Origin of the sequence: Streptosporangium sp. NPDC050284 (assembly GCF_044459525.1) — a bacterium.
Classification (GTDB): domain Bacteria; phylum Actinomycetota; class Actinomycetes; order Streptosporangiales; family Streptosporangiaceae; genus Streptosporangium.
Genome location: NZ_JBITIZ010000002.1, coordinates 292,301 through 313,650, shown reverse-complemented (window position 1 = coordinate 313,650; position 21,350 = coordinate 292,301). Strand labels below are relative to the sequence as shown.

18 protein-coding genes and 1 tRNA gene are annotated in these 21,350 nt (G+C 70.2%); 13 read left to right on the top strand and 6 right to left on the bottom strand.

Annotation, left to right across the window (positions count from 1 at the left end):
• Window positions 1-173: 173 nt before the first annotated feature.
• Window positions 174-1,652: a CYTH and CHAD domain-containing protein gene (locus ACIBH4_RS05750; RefSeq protein ID WP_362769498.1), complete on the top strand. Its 1,479-nt coding sequence runs from the start codon at window positions 174-176 to the stop codon at window positions 1,650-1,652.
• 118 nt (window positions 1,653-1,770) lie between these two features.
• Here the strand turns inward: ACIBH4_RS05750 and ACIBH4_RS05745 are convergent, their stop codons facing one another.
• From ACIBH4_RS05745 to ACIBH4_RS05730, 4 genes are all read right to left on the bottom strand, one after another.
• On the bottom strand, window positions 1,771-2,655 hold the full coding sequence (locus ACIBH4_RS05745; RefSeq protein ID WP_362509317.1) for an NUDIX hydrolase: 885 nt from the start codon (window positions 2,653-2,655) through the stop codon (window positions 1,771-1,773).
• On the bottom strand, window positions 2,648-4,711 hold the full coding sequence (locus ACIBH4_RS05740) for an RNA degradosome polyphosphate kinase (protein WP_362509320.1): 2,064 nt from the start codon (window positions 4,709-4,711) through the stop codon (window positions 2,648-2,650). The genes ACIBH4_RS05745 and ACIBH4_RS05740 overlap by 8 nt, the downstream gene beginning before the upstream one ends.
• A 62-nt stretch (window positions 4,712-4,773) precedes the next feature.
• Window positions 4,774-5,883 (bottom strand): TetR family transcriptional regulator, encoded by a 1,110-nt coding sequence (locus ACIBH4_RS05735; protein WP_362769501.1) that lies wholly within the window; start codon window positions 5,881-5,883, stop codon window positions 4,774-4,776.
• Window positions 5,884-5,933: 50 nt separating this feature from the next.
• Window positions 5,934-6,875, bottom strand: a complete 942-nt coding sequence (locus ACIBH4_RS05730) for a fatty acid desaturase (protein ID WP_362509326.1) — start codon at window positions 6,873-6,875, stop codon at window positions 5,934-5,936.
• A gap of 402 nt (window positions 6,876-7,277) precedes the next feature.
• On the opposite strand from ACIBH4_RS05730, the gene ACIBH4_RS05725 reads away from it, so the two are divergent.
• From ACIBH4_RS05725 to pth, 5 genes are all read left to right on the top strand, one after another.
• Window positions 7,278-7,349: transfer RNA gene (locus ACIBH4_RS05725), tRNA-Gln, on the top strand.
• Between the two features lie 165 nt (window positions 7,350-7,514).
• Entirely contained in the window at window positions 7,515-8,966 is a 1,452-nt protein-coding gene (gene glmU, locus ACIBH4_RS05720; RefSeq protein WP_362769503.1) for a bifunctional UDP-N-acetylglucosamine diphosphorylase/glucosamine-1-phosphate N-acetyltransferase GlmU, read from the top strand.
• A gap of 100 nt (window positions 8,967-9,066) precedes the next feature.
• Window positions 9,067-10,044, top strand: coding sequence for a ribose-phosphate diphosphokinase (locus tag ACIBH4_RS05715; RefSeq protein ID WP_362509333.1), 978 nt, complete (start codon window positions 9,067-9,069; stop codon window positions 10,042-10,044).
• Between the two features lie 243 nt (window positions 10,045-10,287).
• Window positions 10,288-10,899 carry a 50S ribosomal protein L25/general stress protein Ctc gene (locus ACIBH4_RS05710; RefSeq protein ID WP_362509336.1) on the top strand — a complete coding sequence of 204 codons (612 nt, stop codon included), beginning with the start codon at window positions 10,288-10,290 and terminating at the stop codon, window positions 10,897-10,899.
• A 63-nt stretch (window positions 10,900-10,962) separates the two neighbouring features.
• Window positions 10,963-11,568 (top strand): aminoacyl-tRNA hydrolase, encoded by a 606-nt coding sequence (pth, locus tag ACIBH4_RS05705; protein WP_362509339.1) that lies wholly within the window; start codon window positions 10,963-10,965, stop codon window positions 11,566-11,568.
• 159 nt (window positions 11,569-11,727) lie between these two features.
• On the opposite strand, the gene ACIBH4_RS05700 is transcribed toward pth, so the two are convergent.
• Entirely contained in the window at window positions 11,728-12,228 is a 501-nt protein-coding gene (locus tag ACIBH4_RS05700; protein ID WP_362509341.1) for an exonuclease, read from the bottom strand.
• Window positions 12,229-12,384: 156 nt separating this feature from the next.
• On the opposite strand from ACIBH4_RS05700, the gene ACIBH4_RS05695 reads away from it, so the two are divergent.
• From ACIBH4_RS05695 to ACIBH4_RS05665, 7 genes are all read left to right on the top strand, one after another.
• Window positions 12,385-14,001 (top strand): sugar transferase, encoded by a 1,617-nt coding sequence (locus tag ACIBH4_RS05695; RefSeq protein ID WP_362769506.1) that lies wholly within the window; start codon window positions 12,385-12,387, stop codon window positions 13,999-14,001.
• Window positions 14,001-14,768, top strand: a complete 768-nt coding sequence (locus tag ACIBH4_RS05690; RefSeq protein ID WP_362509347.1) for a 3'(2'),5'-bisphosphate nucleotidase CysQ — start codon at window positions 14,001-14,003, stop codon at window positions 14,766-14,768. Before ACIBH4_RS05695 ends, ACIBH4_RS05690 begins: the two co-directional genes overlap by 1 nt.
• A 19-nt stretch (window positions 14,769-14,787) precedes the next feature.
• On the top strand, window positions 14,788-15,702 hold the full coding sequence (cysD, locus tag ACIBH4_RS05685) for a sulfate adenylyltransferase subunit CysD (RefSeq protein WP_362509350.1): 915 nt from the start codon (window positions 14,788-14,790) through the stop codon (window positions 15,700-15,702).
• Window positions 15,703-15,814: 112 nt separating this feature from the next.
• On the top strand, window positions 15,815-17,077 hold the full coding sequence (gene cysN / locus ACIBH4_RS05680) for a sulfate adenylyltransferase subunit CysN (RefSeq protein WP_362509353.1): 1,263 nt from the start codon (window positions 15,815-15,817) through the stop codon (window positions 17,075-17,077).
• 324 nt (window positions 17,078-17,401) lie between these two features.
• Complete coding sequence (locus ACIBH4_RS05675; protein WP_362509356.1) at window positions 17,402-18,361, top strand: sulfotransferase; 960 nt, start codon at window positions 17,402-17,404, stop codon at window positions 18,359-18,361.
• Window positions 18,358-19,299, top strand: a complete 942-nt coding sequence (locus ACIBH4_RS05670; protein WP_362509359.1) for a glycosyltransferase — start codon at window positions 18,358-18,360, stop codon at window positions 19,297-19,299. The genes ACIBH4_RS05675 and ACIBH4_RS05670 overlap by 4 nt, the downstream gene beginning before the upstream one ends.
• Entirely contained in the window at window positions 19,299-20,372 is a 1,074-nt protein-coding gene (locus tag ACIBH4_RS05665; RefSeq protein WP_362509362.1) for a WecB/TagA/CpsF family glycosyltransferase, read from the top strand. The genes ACIBH4_RS05670 and ACIBH4_RS05665 overlap by 1 nt, the downstream gene beginning before the upstream one ends.
• 49 nt (window positions 20,373-20,421) lie before the next feature.
• On the opposite strand, the gene ACIBH4_RS05660 is transcribed toward ACIBH4_RS05665, so the two are convergent.
• Entirely contained in the window at window positions 20,422-21,342 is a 921-nt protein-coding gene (locus ACIBH4_RS05660) for a sulfotransferase (RefSeq protein ID WP_399171505.1), read from the bottom strand.
• Window positions 21,343-21,350: the final 8 nt, after the last annotated feature.

The following is a 21,350-nucleotide window of genomic DNA, read 5'->3' as shown; positions in this document are numbered from 1 at the left end:
ACTTCGAGAAGCCAGGCCCCCTCACGGTACGGGAGCACCATGAGGCACCCCGGTAGCCCGGACAGCGGTGGCGTCCTGGTTACGGCGATGGTTGGGGTTCCTGGACGGATGACAGGGCATCAATAAATACTGCGAAGACATGGTAGATATCTGGGCAAATCTGGGGATGACCTGTGGGAATAGAGATCGAGGACAAGTTCGACGTGCCGGTGGACTACCGGCTGCCGGACCTTACGGGCCTGCCGGGTTCGACCGGGGTGGTGGGGCCGAAAACCCACCAGCTGGTCGCCCTCTACTTCGACACGCCCGATCTGAGGCTCGCCGCGCGGGGGATCACCCTGCGCAGGCGCAGGGGCGGCACCGATCCGGGCTGGCACCTCAAACTTCCCAAGGCCAAGGGCGTCCGGCAGGAGATCACCCACCCGCTGACCCGGAGCGCCAAGATCGTCCCTGTCGAGCTGGCGGACCTGGTGCTCGCCTACACCCGGGGCGCCCCGCTCGCGCCCATCGCCGAGCTGGACACCCGCCGCTCCGTCACCACCCTGGTCAACGGCGCCGGGGTGGGGCTGGTCGAGATCGCCGACGACCGGGTCAAGGGCACCGTGCTCGGTGACGAACCCCACGTCGAGCGCTGGCGCGAGGTGGAGGCGGAGTTGCTCCAGGGTGAGGAGAAGCTCCTGAAGAAGGTCGGCAAGCGGCTGGGCAAGGCGGGTGCCGTCCCCGCCGACTCGGCGAGCAAGCTCGCGCGCCTGCTCGGCGGCGCCGGAGCGGTCTCGGAGCATCCGCGCGCCGAGACCGCTCCGGGGTCGGCGGGCGAGGTCGTCCTCGGCTACCTCACCTCCCAGGTCGGTGTGCTGCTTGCCCAGGACCCCCGGGTCAGGAAGGCGGAGGAGGACGCCGTGCACCAGATGCGCGTCGCCGCCCGGCGGCTCCGCAGCGCGCTGAAGTCGTTCAAGGCGGTCGTCGAGGGGACCGACGACCTCAGGAAGGAGCTCAAGTGGCTCGGCGCGGTCCTCGGTGAGGCACGTGACCTGGAGGTCATCCGTGAGCGGTTCGCGCGCAGGCTCGACAGCCTGGACGACGCGCTGATCGTGGGCCCGGTGAGGGCGAGGCTCAGCTCCGACCTGCTGGACGACGAACACGAGGCCCTCGACCGGATCAGGGACCTCATGGGCGGGGAACGCTACTTCGCCCTGCTCGACGCCCTCGACGACCTGACCGGCACTCCGGTGCTCACCAAGGCCGCGAAGAAGCCCGCCGAGACCCTGGAGGTCGTCGCCGCCAAGAGCTGGCGCCGGGTCACCAGGATCTACGACACCGCCCAGGCCGTCGAGGACGAGTCCGAGCGCGAGATCGCGATGCACGACGTGCGCAAGGCGGCAAAGCAGGCCCGCTACACCGCCGAGGTGATCGGCATGAAGAAGCTGGCCAAGTGGGCGGAGGACGTCCAGGAGGTGCTGGGCAGTCACATGGACGGCGTCGTCGCGCAGGAGCGGCTCGCGGCCGAGGCCGGAAACGCCCGCCTCGTCGGGGAGGACACGTTCACCTATGGCGTGCTGACCGGCGTGGAGCGGGCCGCGGCCGCGCGCGCGTGGGAGGAGTTCCCCCGGATCTGGGAGGAGACGAGGGCCGCCGTCGCGAAAATCCTCTGACGGGACGGCCGGGTGGGGACGACCTCACCCGGCCGTCCCCACCCGGCGTCTCGGCCACGGTGAGCTCCGGCGGCACGAGGTCCCTCATGGAGGGACGGCCGACGCCTCCGGCGTGCCGTCAGACGTCGTAGGCGTCCACGGCCACGACGTCGCCGCCGGTGTGGTGCAGCACCATGAACGCGCCCTTGGCCAGCCGCGTGCCACCCGCCCGTTCGTCGAGTCCGGCGATCAACTCGGGCAGGACCTTGCCGTGGCTGCAGAGCGCGACGGGCCGGTTCGAGGCCATCGCCTCCGTGGCCAGGCACAGGGAGGCCCGGCAGTCGTAACCGTTCTCCGACAGGACGGATTCGAGCCGGATCGGCAGGCCGGCCCGCTCGGCGTACGGCTCCAGGGTCTGTACGCACCGCCTGCTGGGTGAGCTGACCAGCTCCGCGGGGCGGAAGGCGCCCAGCACGCTCGCCAGCACCTCGGACTGCCCGCGCCCGCGCCCGTCGAGCGGCCGGTCGTCGTCGTCGCCCTTCCAGTCCTGCCGGTTTCCCGCCAGGGCGTGCCGTACCAGCACGAGCGGGGTGGTCGCGAGGGGCGCCTGCGCCTCGCCGAGTGCGCGGAGCAGTCCGGCGTCCCACTCGTAGGTCAGGCGCCGTGCGGCCTCCTCCACCGGTAGCCAGGCCACGCCGTCGACCTCGCGGGTGTCGGTGCGACCGCCCTCGGAGACCATCCTGGCCAGCCAGTAGTCGACCCGCTTGGGCCGCCCGCCCTTGAAATAGTGGCTCGACGGCAGCGACCGGCCGAACTCCACGGTGAGGCCCGTCTCCTCGGCCACCTCCCGCAGCGCGCCGGCGACGGGGTGCTCACCGCGCTTCAGCTTCCCCTTGGGAAACGACCAGTCGTCGTACTTGGGCCGGTGGACGAGTGCGACCTCCGGCGCGTCGGGGGAGCCGCGCCAGATGACCGCCCCGGCCGCGTGGATCATGTCGTCCGGGTGGGGGCCGTGCTCAGTCATCGATCGCTCTCCACCTGCGGGTGCCGATCAGATAGGTCTGCAGGTCGTCGCCGGGGTGCCGGGTCCAGGTGCCGTCGGAGTTGAGCCACCAGGTCGCGGTGTCGTCCGACATGGCCCGGTCCAGCAGGTCGCTGAGATAGTTGCGCTGCTGCTGGCTGGAGACCTTGACCAGCGTCTCCACCCTGCGTTCGATGTTGCGGCGCATCATGTCACCGCTGCCGATCCAGATCTCCGGGCGCCGGCCGTGGCCGAACTCGTAGATCCGCGAGTGTTCGAGGAACCGGCCCAGGACGCTCCTCACCCTGATGTTCTCCGACAGCTCGGGGACACCGGGGCGGAGCGTGCAGACCCCGCGCACCCACAGGTCCACCGGTACGCCGGCCTGTGACGCCCGGTAGAGGGCGTCGATGATGGGCTCGTCCACCAGGGAGTTCGTCTTCATCCTGATCCTGGCCGGCCGTCCCGCCTCCTGGTGGGAGATCTCCCGCTCGATCCTGGCCAGCAGACCGCCGCGCATGGAGTGCGGGGCGACGAGCAGCCGCCGGTAGGCCGAGTGGTTGGAGTAGCCGGTGAGGTGGATGAACAGGTCCGTGACGTCCTCGCCGACCAGCCGGTCGGCGGTGAGCAGGCCGAGGTCCTCGTACAGCCTGGCGGTCTTGGGGTTGTAGTTCCCCGTGCCGATGTGGCAGTAGCTGCGCAGTTCGCCCGAGGGCTCCTGGCGCACGACCAGGGCGAGCTTGCAGTGGGTCTTCAGGCCCACGACGCCGTAGACCACGTGGCATCCGGCCCGCTCCAGCTTGCGCGCCCAGGTGATGTTGGCGTGCTCGTCGAACCTGGCCTTGATCTCCACCACCACGACGACCTGCTTGCCCGCTTCGGCGGCGTCGATCAGCGCGTCCACGATCGGCGAGTCGCCGCTGGTGCGGTAGAGCGTCTGCTTGATGGCGAGCACGGCAGGGTCGGCCGCGGCCTGCTCGATGAACCGCTGCACGCTCGTGGAGAACGAGTCGTACGGGTGGTGCAGCAGCACGTCCCGCTCGCGCAACACCGCGAAGATGTCGTCCTCGACGTGCACGACCTCCGCGGGCACGAACGGGCGGAAGCTCAGCTCGCCCCGGTCCAGGTCGGCGATCGCGTGCAGCCCGGTCAGGTCCAGCGGCCCCGGCAGCCGGTAGATCTCGTGCTCGGCGACCCCCAGCTCGTCCACCAGCAGGTCGAGCACCTCGGGCGTGATGGTGTCCTCGACCTCCAGCCGGACCGGGGGGCCGAAGCGGCGCTTGAGCAGCTCGCGCTCCAGCGCCTGCATGAGGTTCTCCGTGACGTCCTCGTCGACGTCGAGGTCCTCGTTGCGGGTCACCCGGAAGACGTGGTGCTCGACGATCTCCATGCCCTTGAACAGCTGTCCGAGGTGGGCGGCGATCACGTCCTCCAGCGGGACGAAGCGGTCCCTGGAGGCGGTGACGAAGCGGGGGAGCTGGCTGGGCACCTTCACCCTGGCGAAGACCGTGTTGCCCGTCGAGGGGTTGCGGACGGTGACGGCCAGGTTCAGGGACAGGCCCGAGATGTACGGAAAGGGATGGGCGGGGTCGACGGCGAGGGGCGTCAGCACCGGCCTGATCCGCTCCCTGAAGAGCTTGCGCATCTCGCTGCGCTCGTCGCGGCCCAGATCGTCCCAGCGCACGATCTCGATGCCCTCGGCGCCCAGCTGCGGGCAGATCCGCTCGTGGAAGCAGGCCGACTGCCGCTGCGCGAGGTCGTTGGCGATGGCCGCGATCCTCGCCAGCTCTTCACGCGGTTTCAGCCCGCTCTTCGTGCGGAGCAGCAGGCCGGTGGCCATCCGTCGTTTCAACCCGGCCACCCGCACGCGGAAGAACTCGTCGAGGTTGCTGGCGAAGATGGCGAGGAACCGAACCCGTTCGAGCAGGGGCAGTGACGGATCTTCCGCCAGCTCCAGGACTCGCTGGTTGAACTGGAGCCAGCTCTCCTCCCGGTTGAGGAAGCGTTCCTGGGGTAGAGAGAGCCCATCGGGGGCCGGGCGAACGAGTTCAGCGGACATATGACCAGAATGCCCGCTTTGGTTGAACGGAACGTTAACTTCGTCTCAACGAGCGCTGTTGCTTACTCACTTGGTTCAAGCTTTTCCCGCCCCGCATCGACGGAGCTCGCGTGCCTGCGGCCGTCGCCGGCGGCCCTGGCCTCCTTGAGCTGCGCCTTCTCCAGATCTCGCAGCTCCCGCTCGCGGGCCTTCTCCTGCTCCCTGAGCAGCCGCTGCTGCTCCCGATACTCCCGCTCGCGCACCTTCTCCAGCTCCCGCTGCTCGCGGAGCCGGATCTTCTCCAGGTCTTTGGCGAGCTTCTCGGCCTCGCGCCGCTCGCGCTCGCGGGCCTTCTCCTGCTCCTTGAGCTCGCGCTCGCGCAGCTTCTCCTGGTTCTTCAGCTCCCGCTCGCGGGCCTTCTCCAGCTCCCGGATCTCCTTCTCCGTCAGGGGCGGCGACTCTTCCGGGGGAGGCTCCGGCTCTTTCGGCTCCGGCCCGGTGGCGCGCGGCCGGGGGCCGGACGGGTGGGGTTCGGACGGGCGCGGCTGGGGATGGGCGAGCCGGTGCTCCAGGCCGCGCGAGGCCGCGGTCAGCCGGGGGTTGGGATCCAGGCCGGTCAGACCGTTCCAGGCCAGGTTGACCAGGTGGGCGGCGACCTCCTCGCGCGCCGGTCTGCGCACGTCCAGCCACCACTGGCCGGTCAGCGCCACCATGCCGACCAGCATCTGGGCGTACATGGGAGCCAGTTGGGGGTCGTAGCCTCGCTCGACGAACTCGTCGACCATGACGTCCTCGACCTGGCTGGCGATGTCGTTGATCAGGCTGGCGAACGTGCCGGTCCCCGAGGCGGCGTGCGAGTCACGGACGAGGATGCGGAAACCCTCGCTGTTCTCCTCCACGTAGGCCAGCAGGGCGAGAGCCGCCCTCTCCAGCTTGATCAGCGAGTGCGAGGCGGACAGCGCCTCGGTCACCAGGCTCAGTAACTTCTGCATCTCCCGGTCGATGACGACCGCGTACACGCCCTCCTTACCGCCGAAGTGCTCGTAGACCACCGGTTTGGAGACGTTCGCGGTCGCCGCGATCTCCTCGACCGATGTGCCGTCGAACCCTTTCTCCGCGAACAGGGTCCTGCTGATCTGGATCAGCTGTTCCCGGCGTTCCTTACCTGACATGCGCCGTCGGGGTTCGCTCACGTCTCTAATAATGGCGTTCCCCCGCTCCCGGACGGGACCCGAACCCCGGGTCAGGCGGCGATGCGCTTGGCGGCGAGGCGCTCGGGCGTCGGCCAGCGCACGTCGTAGGCCCATCCGGCCTTCTCGAACCAGCGGATGACGCCCGCGCTGAGGTCGATCTGCCCCTTCAACACGCCGTGCCGGGCGCAGGTCGGGTCGGAGTGGTGCAGGTTGTGCCAGGACTCGCCGAAGGAGGGGATGGCGAGCCACCACACGTTGCGCGACTTGTCACGCGACTCGAAGGCCTCCTCGCCGAAGACGTGGCAGATGGAGTTGATCGACCAGGTCACGTGGTGCAGCAGGCCGATCCTGACCAGCGTGCCCCAGAAGAAGCCGGTCGCCATGCCCCACCACGACCAGGTCAGCAGGCCGCCCAGCAGGGCGGGCATCACCATCGTGGTGATCGCCAGCACGGGGAAGAGCTTGTGCAGCTTGATGATGTCCGGGTCCTTGACCAGGTCGGGCGCGTACTTCTCGCGGTTGGCCCTGTCGGCCTCGAACAGCCAGCCCATGTGTGCCCAGAGCAGACCCTTGGCCACGGCCACGAAGCCCGTGCCGAAGCGCCACGGCGAGTGCGGGTCGCCCTCCTTGTCGGAGAACTTGTGGTGCTTGCGGTGGGTGGCCACCCAGTCGAGCACCGACATCTCCATGGAGAGGCTGCCGGCGATGCCCAACGCGATCTTCAGCGGGCGCTTGGCCTTGAACGAACCGTGCGTGAAGTGGCGGTGCAGGCCGACGGTGACGCCCAGTCCGGTGACCACGTAGAAGACGCTCGCGATGATGACGTCGGACCAGCCGAGCCCCCACCCCCAGGCGAACGGGATGGCCACGACCAGCGCGATCAGCGGGGCGCCGACCACCACCCCGAAGGTGATGATCTCGGGCAGGGTCTTCCGCTCGGGGTCGATGTCAGGTTTTGGGCCCTGAGCAGGGCGCTCTTCGATGAGGGTCATGCGCTACCTCGCGGTGGCTCGGAAAAGGCAAGGACTCATGTCCGGCTACGCAACCGTAACCTACGCAATCGTAAGTTAGGAACACCTAAGCGCCTAATGTCAGGAACATGACTCTCTGGGATTCACTCCGTAGCGGGTCCATCACTTGTTCTACCCTCGGCTGACCTGCTAAACGAGGATGCCGCGTGCGCCCGCCCGTGAAGCCGGTGACGCCCGGGGGGTTCGTGTCCCCTGAGGCGTCCGGGATGCCCGGGGGGATCGGGCGACCGAGCGCGTGCCCGGTTGTGCGGGCCGCGGGGGCGGGTCGCGGAAGCGGGTGCCAAAACGGGGCGCGTTCGGCGGTGCGGGCTCTGTATCGTAGGGGTGCCGGGCGTACGGGTTCCGTCCCGATCGCCCGACCGGTCCGGCATTGGGTAATTGGCAGCCCGCAAGGTTTTGGTCCTTGTTGTCCAGGTTCGAGTCCTGGTGCCGGAGCAATCCATTTCTGTCTGCTTTATTCCTCGGCTGGTCGGCTGACTGGCTTCCCGGGGGGGAATGTATCCTCACGGTGTCGAGCAGGTGAGGACGCCGCCCCCCGGGGTAGCCGTCCGTCACCACGCTTCGCCATGTCTCAGTCGCGACGCCGAGGGAGCCTCGTCCGTGAGTGTGCCGCGCCCGGCAGCCGTCATCGTCCTCGCCGCAGGCGAGGGCACCCGGATGAAGTCGAGAACACCGAAGATCCTCCATGAGCTGTGCGGCCGCGCCCTGGTCGACCATGTGCTCGCCGCCGCCAGGGACCTCGAACCCGAGCGGCTCGTCGTCGTCATCGGCCACGAGAGGGAGCGGGTCCAGGCGCACCTGACCGGGGCCGATCCCGACGCGCGGACCGTCGTCCAGACCGAGCAGAAGGGCACCGGCCACGCCGTCAGGACCGCACTGGAGGCGACCGGCACCATCGACGGCACCGTCCTGGTGACGTACGGCGACACGCCGCTGCTGCGCGCCGAGACCCTCGCCGCCCTGCTCGAACGGCACGGGGAGGACGGCAACGCCGTCACCGTGCTGACGGCCGAGGTCCCCGATCCGCGCGGCTACGGCCGGATCGTCCGCGACGCCTCGGGAGCGGTCCTGGAGATCGTCGAGGAGAAGGACGCGAACCCCGCGCAGCGGGCGATCAAGGAGATGAACTCCGGCGTCTACGCCTTCGACGGCCTCCTGCTCGCCGACGCGGTCAAGCGGGTGTCCACCTCCAACGCCCAGGGCGAGGAGTACCTCACCGACGTCCTCGCGATCCTGCGGGAGGACGGCCACAGGGTCGGCGCGCACATCGCGGCCGACTACGTGGAGGTGGAGGGCGTCAACGACCGCGTGCAGCTGGCGTTCGCCCGCAAGGTGCTCAACGCGCGCCTGCTGGAGGCCCACATGCGGGCCGGGGTGACCGTGATCGACCCGGCCACCACATGGGTCGACGCCGACGTCATCCTCGAAGCGGACGTGGTGATCCATCCCGGGACCCAGCTGCACGGCTGCACGACGGTCGCCGGGGGCGCGGAGATCGGCCCCGCCAGCACCCTGACCGACACGATCGTCGGAGAGGGCGCGCTGGTGCGCAACGCCGTCTGCGTCGACGCCGTGATCGGCCCCGAGGCCCTGGTCGGGCCGTACGCCTACCTGCGCCCCGGCACGGTCCTGGCTCGAAAGGCGAAGGCGGGGACGTACGTTGAGATGAAGAACGCGCAGGTCGGTGAGGGTGCCAAGGTGCCACACCTGAGCTACGTGGGCGACGCCACGATCGGTGCGGGCGCCAACATCGGTGCTTCGGCGATCTTCGTCAACTACGACGGGGTCAACAAGCACCACACGACGGTGGGAGAGAACGCCTTCGTCGGGTGCGACACCATGCTCGTCGCGCCGGTCACGATCGGCGACGGCGCGTACACGGCCGCGGGCTCGGTCATCGACGGAGACGTCCCCCCGGGAGCGATCGGGGTGGCGCGCGCGCGGCAGCGCAACATCGAAGGGTGGGTCGCGCGCAGGCGCGCGGGCACCAGATCGGCCGAGGCGGCGCTACGGGCCGCCGAGGCCGGGGAACAGCAGGGGAGCCAGACGTGAGTGAGCGAAGCGAGCGGCCCGGTGGGCGGCCCGGTGGGCAGTCCGGTGGGCACGGCGGCGTCGCGCGGGCATCGGCGGGCTCTCAGTCGAGGGGGACGGCATGAGCGGCATCAAGAAGACCGGTGAGAAGAACCTGATGTTCTTCTCCGGACGCGCGCACCCGGAGCTGGCGGACGCGGTGGCGAGCCACCTCGGGGTCGACGCGGCGCCGACCACGCTGCGCGACTTCGCCAACGGGGAGATCTACGCCCGCTACCAGGAGTCGGTCCGCGGCTGCGACGCGTTCGTCATGCAGAGCCACACCTGGCCGATCAACCAGTGGATCATGGAACAGCTGATCATGGTGGACGCACTCAAGCGCGCCTCCGCCAAACGGATCACCGTGATCATGCCGTTCTACGGCTACGCCCGCCAGGACAAGAAGGGCCGGGGCCGCGAGCCCATCACCGCCCGCCTCATGGCCGACATGTTCAAGACGGCCGGGGCCGACCGGCTGATGTCGATCGACCTGCACACCTCCCAGATCCAAGGTTTCTTCGACGGCCCGGTGGACCACCTGTTCGCGATGCCCGTCCTGGTCAACTACCTCAAGGACAAGCTCGACCTCGCCACCACCACGGTCGTCTCGCCCGACACCGGCCGGGTGCGGCTCTCGGAGCGCTGGGCCGACACGCTGGGCACCCCGCTCGCCTTCATCCACAAGCGCCGCGACCTCGACGTGGCCAACCAGGTGAAGGTGAACGAGGTCGTCGGCCGGGTGCGGGGCCGGACCTGTGTGCTGATCGACGACATGATCGACACCGCGGGGACGATCTGCAAGGCGGCCGACGCGCTGTACGAGCAGGGCGCGACCAACGTGGTCGTGGCCGCCACCCACGCGGTGTTCTCCGACCCCGCGGTCGACCGGCTGAAGAACTCCGGAATCTCCGAGGTCATCGTCACCGACACGGTGCCGCTGCCCGAGGAGAAGAGGTTCGACAAGCTCACCGTGCTGTCGATCGCCCCCCTGATCGCCCGCGCCATCAACGAGGTCTTCAGCGACGGCTCGGTGACGAGCCTCTTCGAGGGCGACAGCTGACACCCCGTCCCGTCCCCCGGGAAACCGCCGTGCGCGCGTTCCCGGGGACGGTCCTCCTTCCCGTTCCCGGAGCGCGGTGAGGCCCCTTCCGGAGGCATCCGAGGGCGTTCGGGACCGCGACGCGTTTGGCGTCACCGTTGACACGGTAGGGTTGTGGGATTGCGTGCGCTCGTAACGCCTTCCGCTAGGGCGGGTGAGGGGGAGCGCACCTTTCCGATTCCCGAGATCCCTAGGAGATCAGCCATGTCCGAAGTGGTCATCACCACCGAACTCCGTGACAAGTTCGGCAAGGGCGCAGCCCGCAAGATCCGTCGCGAGGACAAGGTCCCCGTCGTCCTCTACGGGCACGGCACCGAGCCCCAGCACCTGTCCCTGCCGGGTCACGAGCTGCTGCTCGCCCTGCGTACGCCGAACGTGCTGATCCGCCTTGAGGGCGCCGTGGCCGAGCTGGCCCTGCCCAAGGGGGTCCAGCGCGACCCGATCAAGGGCTTCCTGGAGCACGTCGACCTCATCCTCGTCCGTCGCGGCGAGAAGGTCACCGTCGACATCCCCGTCACCGTGGTGGGCGACGTCGCCGACGGCATCCTCGACCAGCAGCTCGTCTCCGTCTCCGTCGAGACCGAGGCCACCCACATCCCCGAGGGCGTCGAGGTCGACGTCGAGGGCCTGGAGGTCGGCACCCAGATCACCGCCGCCGACCTGAAGCTGCCCAAGGGCACGACCCTCGCCGCAGACCCCGAGGCGCTCGTCCTCATCGTCGCCCCGACCCCGGTCGCCGAGCCGGCGGGCGAGGCCGCCGAGACGGCCGAGGCCGCTCCGGCCGCCGAGGGCGAGAGCTCCGGGAGCGCCGAGTAGTTTTCTCTGCTAGATCTGTCAGGGCGGCCCGGGACCGGGCCGCCCTGACGCGCGTGTGAAGGGATGTCGATCGTGGACCGCTGGTTGGTCGTGGGCCTGGGAAACCCCGGGCCGGAGTACGCCGGGAACCGGCACAACGCGGGGTTCATGGTCCTGGACGAGCTCGCCGCGCGAGCCGGGGGACGGTTCAAGGCGCACAGGTCGCGGGCGGAGGTCCTGGAGGGCCGCCTGGCGGGTGTCCCCGCCGTGCTGGCCAAGCCGCTGTCCTTCATGAACCTCTCCGGCGGGCCGGTCAAGGCCCTGGCCGACTTCTACAAGGTCGACCCGGCCAGGGTGGTCGTGGTCCACGACGAGCTGGACATCCCCTACGGCGCGCTGAGGGCGAAGCTGGGCGGCGGCGACAACGGCCACAACGGGCTGAAGTCGATCACCAAGTCGCTGGCGACCAAGGACTACCTGCGGGTGAGGTTCGGCATCGGCCGCCCACCAGGGCGGATGGACGCCGCGGCCTACGTCCTGCGCGACTTCGCCACCGCCGAACGCAAGGATCTCGCCTTCCTCGTCGACCGCGCCTCCGACGTGGTGGAGTCGCTGATCAAGGTCGGCCTGGAGCCGACCCAGAACGCCTTCCACGCCGGCGACCTGAACATCTCCGGCCCGCCCAGATAGCCGGCTCTCGGACGGTTGACCCCCAGACGGTTGGCCCGCCCGGACGCTCGGAGCACTCGGACGGCCCGGAGAGCCGGTCCGTCCGGGGAGCCGGTCCGTCCGGACGGGCGGCCCGCCAGGGAGGCCCGGGTGTTCGCGCCGTGCTCCCCGTGGCCGATGTCAGCGGCGGTCGAACGCCATCAGATTCTGCAGCAGCTCGGCCTGCTCGATCGCGTCGTCAAGCGCGTTGTGGGTGTGCGGACGCCGGGACCGCAGGTGCTCGGGCATCTGCCGCTTGGTCGCCCAGCCGATCGGTACGCCTGCCTTGGCCGCGTACAGCGTCTTGAGGTCGATGCACCGCGAATGCCCGAACGGCGAGGCGCCGGTGAAGCGCATGAAATACCAGTAAATCCACATCCAGTCGTAGGAGAGCGGATAGGCCGCCAGCACCGGCGAGCTGTTCCCGCACACCTCGCGGATCCACGCGGCGGCCCCCCGCATCGCCTCGGCCGGGTCGCGGCCCTCGCGGATCAGCGTCTCCCGGTCGAGCCCGCTCACGGCGAGCGCCTCGGGCACATGGTCGTCGCTGATCGGCCGCAGCTCCGCGTAGAGCGTGAGGGTCTGCGGATCCACCGGCTCGAAGACCTTTCCGGTCATCCGCCCGGCCACGGTCATACCCATGCTGATCATTGAATACGGCCCCGGAATGGGACCATCAGCCTCGACATCCACAGAGATATACGTTTCGGTCTTCAACCTTCTGGTCTCTCCCGCCACCGCTAGCATTCCATGACTGTCTGTCCGTGAACGGTTACGCAGGGGGAGCGCGTGCGCGACGTGACCGCATTCCAGGCCGCACAGGAGAGCGGGTCGGGAGCCGTCCAGGCCGCGCGGGAAGCCGACGGGAAGGCCGTGCCGGTCGTGCGGGAAGGCGAGGCGAAAGCCGTCCCGGACATGCAGGAAGGCGGGTCCGGAGCCGTGCGAGAGGCCGGGGCCGCCCCGGTCGTGCGGGAGGCCGGGTCCGGGGCCGTGCGGGAGGCCGGGGCGGTTCCGGTCGCGCGGCGGCGCACACCGGGCTGGGTGCGGAAGCACCGCGCGACGGCCGTCGCCGCCGACACCGTCTGCGCCGCCCTGGCCGGAGCCCTCGCGCTGTTCGTTCGATTCGGCGAGGTTACCGCCTACGTCTTCCCGTACGTCGTGCTGAGTGCGGCCCTGCCCGTCGTCTGGGTCTGCGTGGTCGCGCTGAACCGCGCCTACGAGCCCCGGCTCATCGGCCTGGGTTCGGAGGAGTTCCAGCGGATCCTGCAGTGCGGCTTCATGCTCACCGCCGCCCTCGCAGTCTGCGCCTACCTCACCAAGATCGAGGTGGCCCGGGGTTACGTGGTGCTGGCGCTCCCGCTGACGACGCTGCTCACCCTCCTCGCCAGGTACGCCCTGCGCCGTTCCCTGCACCGCAGGCGGGCGCGGGGCGGGTGCATGCGGCGGGTCGTGGCGGTGGGTCACCGGGCGGCGATCACCGAGCTGGTCCGCAGGTTCCGCCGGGAGCGCTACCACGGCATGGAGGTCGTGGCGGCGTGCATCCCGCGCGGCGGGATGGGCGACGTGGAGGGCGTGCCCGTCCTGGGCGACCTCTCCGAGGTCGCGCTCGCGGTCGGGCGGGTCTCGGCCGACACCGTGGCCGTGCTCGCCTGCCCGGAGATGGACGGGGTGGCGCTGCGGCGGCTGGCCTGGCGGCTGGAGAAGACCGACACGGACCTGATCGTCGCCCCCGCCCTCATGGAGGTGGCCGGGCCGCGGATCACCATCCGCCCGGCGGCGGGACTGCCGTTGCTGCACGTGGACCACCCCGAGATCTCCGGCCTGCGTCAGGTGCTCAAGAACCTGTTCGACCGGGTGGGGGCCGGGCTGCTGCTGACGGCGCTGCTGCCCCTGCTGGCGGGGGTGGCGATGGCCGTACGGGCCTCGGGGCCGGGACCGGTGTTCTTCCGGCAGACGAGGGTGGGGCGCGACGGTGCCGAGTTCACGATCTACAAGTTCCGGACGATGCGCGCCGACGCCGAGCGCAGGAAGATCGCCCTGTCCAGCGACGGCCCCGGCCCACTTTTCAAGATCCGTAATGATCCGAGGGTGACGCCGCTGGGCGCCCGGCTGCGCCGCCACTCACTGGACGAACTGCCTCAATTGATTAACGTGGTTCTGGGGCATATGTCGCTGGTCGGCCCCCGGCCGCCACTGCCCGAGGAGGTCACAAGGTACGGTGACGACGTCCGCCGTCGATTACTGGTCAAGCCGGGCATGACCGGCCTCTGGCAGGTGAGTGGCCGTTCTGACCTCTCTTGGGAGGAATCCGTACGATTGGACCTGCGTTACGTGGAGAGCTGGTCCCTCATGCTGGACCTGCAGATCCTGTGGAAGACTTGGTCGGCTGTCGCGCGAGGAGCTGGAGCATACTGATGACCGTTCGCGACGATCACGAGCTCGCCGCCGAGCTGGCGACAACGGCCGGCGAGAAGCTGGCGGCGCTGCGCGCGGAGCGCGGCTTCGGCGACCCGTCCGAGCTTCGCAAGGAAGGCGACGCCTCCTCCCACGTGTTTCTCATGGAGGCCCTGTCACGGTTGCGTCCGGGTGACAGTGTGCTGTCCGAGGAGGCGACCAGCGAGGAGCGTCTCGACTCGCGCAGGCTGCGCGCCGAGCGGGTCTGGATCATCGATCCGCTGGACGGCACCCGTGAGTTCGCCGAGGAGGGCCGCTCTGACTGGGCGGTCCACGTGGCGCTCTGGGAGCGCGGCACACTGACGGCCGGAGCCGTCGCGCTGCCCGCCCAGGGCCGTACGCTCTCCACCCTCGAACCCCCCGTGCCGCCCACCCCCGACGCGGGCGCGAGGCCCAGGATCGCGGTCAGCAGGACCCGCCCGCCGGAGTTCGTCCAGAACCTGGCCCGCCTCGCCGGCGCCGACCTGGTGCCGATCGGTTCGGCGGGTGCCAAGATCTCCGCCGTGCTCACCGGCGAGGTCGAGGCCTACGTGCACGCCGGCGGCCAGTACGAGTGGGACTCCGCCGCGCCCGTCGCGGTGGCCCTCGCCTCCGGGGTCCACGCGAGCCGTATCGACGGCTCGCCGCTGGTCTACAACCGGCCCGACCCCTCACTGCCGGATATCCTTGTTTCCCTACCGGGACTGGCGTCAACGTTGCTCGCTGGAATCCGGGATCTGCACCGCTAATCCCCGCTAGGAGAGTCTGATGCTTCAGCGCGACTACACCACGTCGCAGCTCGATGTCCTCGAGGCAGAGGCTATTCACATCATGCGTGAGGTCGCGGCGGAGTTCGAGCGCCCCTGTCTGCTCTTCTCCGGGGGCAAGGACTCCATCGTCATGCTCCGCATCGCGGAGAAGGCGTTCTGGCCCGCGCCGATTCCCTTCCCTCTGATGCACGTCGACACCGGGCACAACTTCACCGAGGTCATCGAGTTCCGCGACCGCCGCGCCGCCGAGCTGGGCGCACGCCTCGTCGTCGCCAGCGTCCAGGACTCCATCGACGCCGGACGCGTCGTCGAGGAGACCGGCCGCAGAGCCTCACGCAACCGGCTCCAGACCACGACGCTGCTGGACGCGATCGAGGAGAACGAGTACGACGCGGTGTTCGGCGGCGCCCGCCGCGACGAGGAGAAGGCCCGTGCCAAGGAGCGCGTGTTCTCCTTCCGCGACGACTTCGGCCAGTGGGACCCCAAGAACCAGCGTCCCGAGCTGTGGAACCTCTACAACGCGAGGATCCGCAAGGGCGAGCACATCCGCGTGTTCCCGCTGTCCAACTGGACCGAGCTCGACATCTGGGACTACATCCGGCGCGAGGGGATCGAGATTCCCTCGATCTACTTCGCCCACACCCGCAAGGTGTTCGAACGCGACGGCATGCTGCTCGCCGACAGCGAGTTCATCACCCGCGACGAGGACGAGTCGCTCCTGGAGATGACGGTCCGCTACCGGACGGTCGGTGACGTGACCTGCACCGGCGCCGTCCAGTCGAGTGCCGCGACGGTCGAGGAGATCATCGAGGAGATCGCGGTGACCCGGATCACCGAGCGCGGTGCCACCCGCGCCGACGACCGTGCCTCCGAGGCGTCCATGGAGGACCGCAAGAAGGAGGGCTACTTCTAGTGAGAGTCCGAATCTTCGACGCCCCGTGTGACCCGGTCCACCCGGCCCGCCGCGAGTCCCTTCCCGTGCGGTCCGGCCGCGCACGCCGTACGACCTCTGGAGAGCAGCGCTAATGGACATTCTTCGCTTCGCCACGGCGGGAAGTGTCGACGACGGAAAGTCGACCCTCATCGGGCGGCTGCTCTTCGACTCCAAGGCGATCTTCGAGGACCAGCTGGAGGCCGTCGAGCGCACCTCCCGTGACCGCGGCACCGAGTACACCGACCTGTCGCTCCTCACCGACGGCCTGCGGGCCGAGCGGGAGCAGGGCATCACGATCGACGTCGCCTACCGCTACTTCGCCACTCCCAAGCGCAAGTTCATCATCGCCGACACCCCCGGGCACATTCAGTACACCCGGAACATGGTCACCGGAGCGTCCACCGCGGACCTCGCGATCGTCCTGATCGACGCCCGTAAGGGCGTGCTTGAGCAGTCGCGGCGGCACGCCTTCCTCACCACCCTGCTGCGGGTGCCGCACCTGGTCCTCGCCGTCAACAAGATGGACCTGGTCGACTACTCCCAGGAGCGGTTCGAGGAGATCCGTGAGGAGTTCACCGCGTTCGCCTCCAAGCTGAACGCGCCGGACCTCACGTTCATCCCGATCTCGGCGCTGCACGGCGACAACGTGGTGTCCCGTTCGGAGAACACGCCCTGGTACAACGGGTCCTCCCTGCTCCACCACCTGGAGCACGTGCACATCGCCTCCGACCGCAACCTGGTCGACGTGCGCTTCCCCGTGCAGTACGTCATCCGCCCGCAGCGGGCCACCGACCCCTCACTCCACGACTACCGCGGCTACGCGGGCCAGGTCGCCGGAGGGGTGCTGAAGCCGGGTGACGAGGTCATGCACCTGCCCTCGGGGCTGGCCACGCGCATCGCGTCGATCGACACCTTCGACGGGCCGCTCGACGAGGCGTTCCCGCCGATGTCGGTCACCCTGCGGCTGGAGGACGACATCGACATCTCGCGCGGTGACATGATCTGCCGTCCGAACAACCAGCCGCACGTCTCCCAGGAGCTGGAGGCGATGATCTGCTGGATGGCCGACACGGCCAAGCTGGCACCGCGCGCCAAGCTGACCATCAAGCACACCACCCGCACGGCCCGTGCCCTGGTCAAGGACCTGCACTACCGGCTGGACGTCAACACCCTGCACCGGGACGAGACGGCCCAGTCGCTCGGCCTCAACGAGATCGGCCGGGTCTCGCTCCGCGTCACCCGGCCGCTGTTCGTGGACGACTACGCCCGCAACCGCCTCACCGGCGGTTTCATCCTCGTGGACGAGTCCACCAACAACACCGTCGGCGCCGGGATGATCGTCGACGCCAAGTAGTACACCCCGCCGCCCGCGGCCCGCCCCGTGGACCCCTCCCGCACGTGAAGGGAGGGGCCGTGGCGCGGGGCCGCGGGCGGTTCGCCGTTCCAGGGGCCGGTCGTGGATCCGCCCGGCGTCGGATCGCGAGGTCGCGACCCCTTCCCTGTTCGATCTCCCTGTCCGGTCGCGACGTCGTGGCCACTCCCCGTTCGGTGGAGGAGATTCAGGGGACGGGCGGCGTCACACCCGTTGGGTAGATCCTTTGTCCGTTCTCCGACCCCTCTGTTACGCTCCGCGCTAGCCTCGACACGTTCCGTATCCGTCGGGTAAGGATTCGTGCCTGTGTCTGATAGTCCGTCACCTGCTCGGGTGGTATTCCTGGGCGGCCTCGGCCGTAGCGGGACCACACTGCTGGAGCGCCTGCTGGGGGAGATCCCCGGCATCGTCCCGCTCGGCGAGGTCGTCCACCTCTGGGCGAGGAGCGCGCTCGCGGACGAGGCCTGCGGGTGCGGCGAGCCCTTCGGATCGTGCCCCTTCTGGGAGAAGGTCGGCGAGCGCGCGTTCGGCGGCTGGTCAGAGGGCCTCGCCCACCGGATGATCGCGCTCAGGTCCCGCGTCGACCGCACCCGGCGCATCCCCACGCTGGCGAGGCTCCTCGCCGAGGAGCAGACGGGCACCGGCCGATGGCCGACGCCCGGCACCGCGGAGCTGGACGAGTACGTCGCGATCCACCGTGACCTGTACGACGCGGCGGGCGAGGTCGCCGACTGCCCGGTCGTGATCGACTCCAGCAAGCACGCCTCGCTCGCCTTCTGCCTCGCGGCGGCCGGTGTCGACGTCCAGGTCGTCCACATGGTCCGCGACCCCCGAGCGGTCGCCCACTCCTGGCGAAGGAGGGTCGCCCGTCCGGAGGACGGGCGCCCGATGACCCACTGGTCGCCCTCCCGCACCTCGCTGCACTGGCTGAGCGAGAACCTCGGCCTCGAACTCCTCGCCCGCAGGGGCGTCCCGGTCACCCGGGTCCGCTACGAGGACCTGCTCGACACCCCCGCCGACACGCTCAGGCGGGTGGTCGCCAGGATCGGGCTCCCCTGCCGTCTCGACTTCCTCTCGGGCAGGTGGGCGGAGCTCTCGACGGCGCACACGGCCTCGGGCAACCCGGTGCGCTTCGCGGTCGGCCGCACGGAGCTGACCAGGGACGACGGCTGGCGTGACGTCGCGTCGTCCCGGCAGTCGCGCCTGGTCACCGCGCTGACCTGGCCCCTCATGATCAAATATGGCTATTACGGGAGAATCGCGTGAACGCATCGGTGGGTGTCGTCATCCCCACCCGGGGACACCGGCCCGACCAGCTGCGCGCGGCCACGCTCGCCGTGCTCGGCCAGGACCATCCCGGCCCCGTCGAGGTCGTCGTCGTCGTGGACGGTGGCGATCCCGCCTGGGTCGCCGACCAGGTGGCCGACCTCCTCGCCAGCCGGGCGGTGACACCCGGCCGGCACGGGCCGTCCTCGCGCGGCGTGCGGGTGATGGCCAACCGGCTCACCCCCGGCCTGCCCGGCGCCCGCAACACCGGCATCGCGGCGCTCGGCACCGACCTGGTCGCCTTCTGCGACGACGACGACCAGTGGCTACCCGGAAAGATCGAGGCCCAGGTCGCCGCGCTGGAGGCGGAGCCGAAGGCGCGTTTCTCCAGCTGTGCCATCGAGGTCGAGTACGGATCGCGCCGCATCGCCCGGCTGGCCGGGACCAGTCGCGTCACCTACCGCCACCTGGTGCGCTCGCGGATGGTGATGGTGCACTCCTCGACATTCCTGTTCCGGCGCGGCGGCCTCTGGGCGGACGAGAGCGCCCCCAGGGGACAGAACGAGGACTGGGACCTGGCGCTGCGCGCCGCGGCCCAGCACCCCATCGTGCACGTCGACCGGCCCCTGGTCCGGGTGCGCTGGGGTGGTTCCTCGTACGTGGCCCGCTGGGCCGACCGGATCGCCGGGCTGCAGTGGATGCTCGCCCGGCACCCTGATCTGGCCGTGGATCCGCGCGGCGCGGCGCGGGTCTACGGTCAGCTCGCCTTCCACCACGCGGCCCTCGGCCAGCGCAGGGAGGCGGGCCGCTGGGCCTGGCGGGCCTTCACCGCCCGCCACGGCGAGCCCCGGGCGCCCATCGCGCTCGCGGTGGCGACGGGCCTGATCCCCGCGCGGACCCTGCTCAGCGTCCTGCACCACCGGGGACACGGCATCTGATGGCGCCCATCACCCGGCATCCGCGGGTCGCCCTCCGCCACGGAGCCCTGATCGTTCCACCCGCGACGAGCCAGGCCGCCGAGCGCCGCGACTCACCGTTCGCCCCGTTCCTGACGGTGAAGACCGTCGAGCGCCCGACGGTGTCTCCCTCCCCGCTCCGCACCGACCACCGGTCCGCGACCACCGGTCACGACTCGGCGCCCGGCCTGCCCGCCGTCGCAGGGCAGGCCGGGACGCCGGTCACCGGGCGGGAGGCTTCCCCGGCCGTCTCCCGCCGGAGGCCCCGACCGGACAAGGCCACCCGCAGGCGTCTGCGCAGGCGCGTGCGCGTGGCGGGGGTCGCGATCGACCCGATGACCGAGGGCGAGGTGGTCGAGCACGTGATCGCGGCTCTGAAACGCGGAGAGGGCGGCCACCTCGTCACCCCGAACGTCGACATCAGCCGGACCGTCGCCCGTGATCCCCGGGCCCGCCGACTCGTCGAGCGCGCCGATCTCGCGGTGGCGGACGGCATGCCGCTGGTGTGGGCGGCGAGACTGCTCGGCACTCCTCTTCCCGGGCGGGTCACCGGCGCCGACCTGATCTGGTCCCTGTCGGAGGCCGCCGCCTTCTACCGCCACCCCGTGTATCTCCTGGGCGGTCCCCGGGGCACGGCCGCGCAGGCGGCCCGCGAGCTGGTGGGCCGCCATCCGGAGCTGGTGATAGCCGGGGTCGGCGCCCCGCCCTACGGGTTCGAGGACGATCCGGAGAGCTACGCCCGGGTGCGCGACGACGTGATCGCCGCCGCACCCCGGCTGGTCTTCGTCGGGCTCGGCTTCCCCCGACAGGAGCGCCTCATCGCCTCGCTCCGCCGTGACCTGCCGGGCACCTGGTTCGTCGGCTGCGGCTCGGCGATCGCCTTCACCGCGGGCACCGTGCGGCGGGCACCGGCGTGGATGCGCCGCGTCGGCCTGGAGTGGGTCTTCCGGCTGACGCGGGAGCCGGGCAGGCTCGCCCGCCGCTATCTGGTCGACGACCTGCCGTACGCGCTTCGGCTTCTCACGGTCTCCCTCGTACGCGGCCTCTTCTCCTGAAGCCGTCTTCCCTCGAAGCCGTGGGGCCGCGGTGTTTCCCGCGCGGACCTCAGTGTTCCGCCGAGACCAGTCTCCTGACCCGGAGGGCCTCCTTCGGGCTCAGCCGGGCGTCGGCCTCGGCGAGTGCGCGGCGCGAGTCCATCGGCCGGTAGGCCGTGCGGGACAGGCCGCTCCAGGCGAAGCCACCGACGCCCGTGTCCGCCGCGCCCGTGCACGCGCGGCGGACACGGGCGTCGGCGCGGGCCGTCCAGGTCAGACCTGCCCACTCGTACAGGCGGCGAAAGCCCGCCAGGGGCTCGCGGGCCAGGTCCTCGTAGCGGGCGAGCATGATCCCCGGGTGTCGTTCTGCCAGGTCGGCGGCGGTGATCCCGGCCGCCCGCCACAGGGCCACGGCCTTGGCGAGACGGTCCTGGGAGCCGACCAGCGGGCGCAACGCCTCCAGGTGGGGCTGGTCGCGCATCAGCAGCGGCTGTTCGAGCAACTCGTGAAAGTAGACCGTCCAGCCGAGCCGCTGCCAGCTACCGACGAACGCCACCGGATCGCGCAGCAGAATGATCACCCGGCAGTCGAGCCGCTCGGCGAACCACCCGGCGGAGAACAGCGCGAACGGGTCGTCCAGCAGCGCCCGGCGCCCGCCCAGCCGCCCCAGCGTGAACGCGGTGCCGTACCGGACCATCCTCGCCAGGTCGTACGGTGACCGGTTGCGGCGCAGTTCGGCGAGGAACCCGTAGCGCAGCGCGACCGTACGGGTGAAGGCGGGCAGCCAGGCCCGCTCGTTGTCCGGGCAGATGTACTGGAAGCGGTGGCCGACCACGGCGTCGAGGACACCGGGGGAGTGGCCCGGCGGGTGCTCGGGGTTGAGCGGCTCGTTGACGTAGACCAGCTTCCCGCTCGCCGCGAGCATCCTGCCGGTCCAGCTCGTCCCGGTCCTGGGCAGCCCGGTGACCAGCACGGGTGTCACGGTGTCCATCCCGCGTT

What these genes read in the sequence shown, in the direction of transcription:
- ACIBH4_RS05665 (WP_362509362.1), top strand. Translation starts at nt 19,299, where the DNA reads ATGGCGCCCATCACCCGGCATCCGCGGGTCGCCCTCCGCCACGGAGCC.
- ACIBH4_RS05660 (WP_399171505.1), bottom strand. Translation starts at nt 21,342, where the DNA reads ATGGACACCGTGACACCCGTGCTGGTCACCGGGCTGCCCAGGACCGGG.
- cysN (WP_362509353.1), top strand. Translation starts at nt 15,815, where the DNA reads ATGGACATTCTTCGCTTCGCCACGGCGGGAAGTGTCGACGACGGAAAG.
- ACIBH4_RS05700 (WP_362509341.1), bottom strand. Translation starts at nt 12,228, where the DNA reads ATGGGTATGACCGTGGCCGGGCGGATGACCGGAAAGGTCTTCGAGCCG.
- ACIBH4_RS05710 (WP_362509336.1), top strand. Translation starts at nt 10,288, where the DNA reads ATGTCCGAAGTGGTCATCACCACCGAACTCCGTGACAAGTTCGGCAAG.
- pth (WP_362509339.1), top strand. Translation starts at nt 10,963, where the DNA reads ATGTCGATCGTGGACCGCTGGTTGGTCGTGGGCCTGGGAAACCCCGGG.
- cysD (WP_362509350.1), top strand. Translation starts at nt 14,788, where the DNA reads ATGCTTCAGCGCGACTACACCACGTCGCAGCTCGATGTCCTCGAGGCA.
- ACIBH4_RS05730 (WP_362509326.1), bottom strand. Translation starts at nt 6,875, where the DNA reads ATGACCCTCATCGAAGAGCGCCCTGCTCAGGGCCCAAAACCTGACATC.
- ACIBH4_RS05740 (WP_362509320.1), bottom strand. Translation starts at nt 4,711, where the DNA reads ATGTCCGCTGAACTCGTTCGCCCGGCCCCCGATGGGCTCTCTCTACCC.
- ACIBH4_RS05745 (WP_362509317.1), bottom strand. Translation starts at nt 2,655, where the DNA reads ATGACTGAGCACGGCCCCCACCCGGACGACATGATCCACGCGGCCGGG.
- ACIBH4_RS05715 (WP_362509333.1), top strand. Translation starts at nt 9,067, where the DNA reads ATGAGCGGCATCAAGAAGACCGGTGAGAAGAACCTGATGTTCTTCTCC.
- ACIBH4_RS05690 (WP_362509347.1), top strand. Translation starts at nt 14,001, where the DNA reads ATGACCGTTCGCGACGATCACGAGCTCGCCGCCGAGCTGGCGACAACG.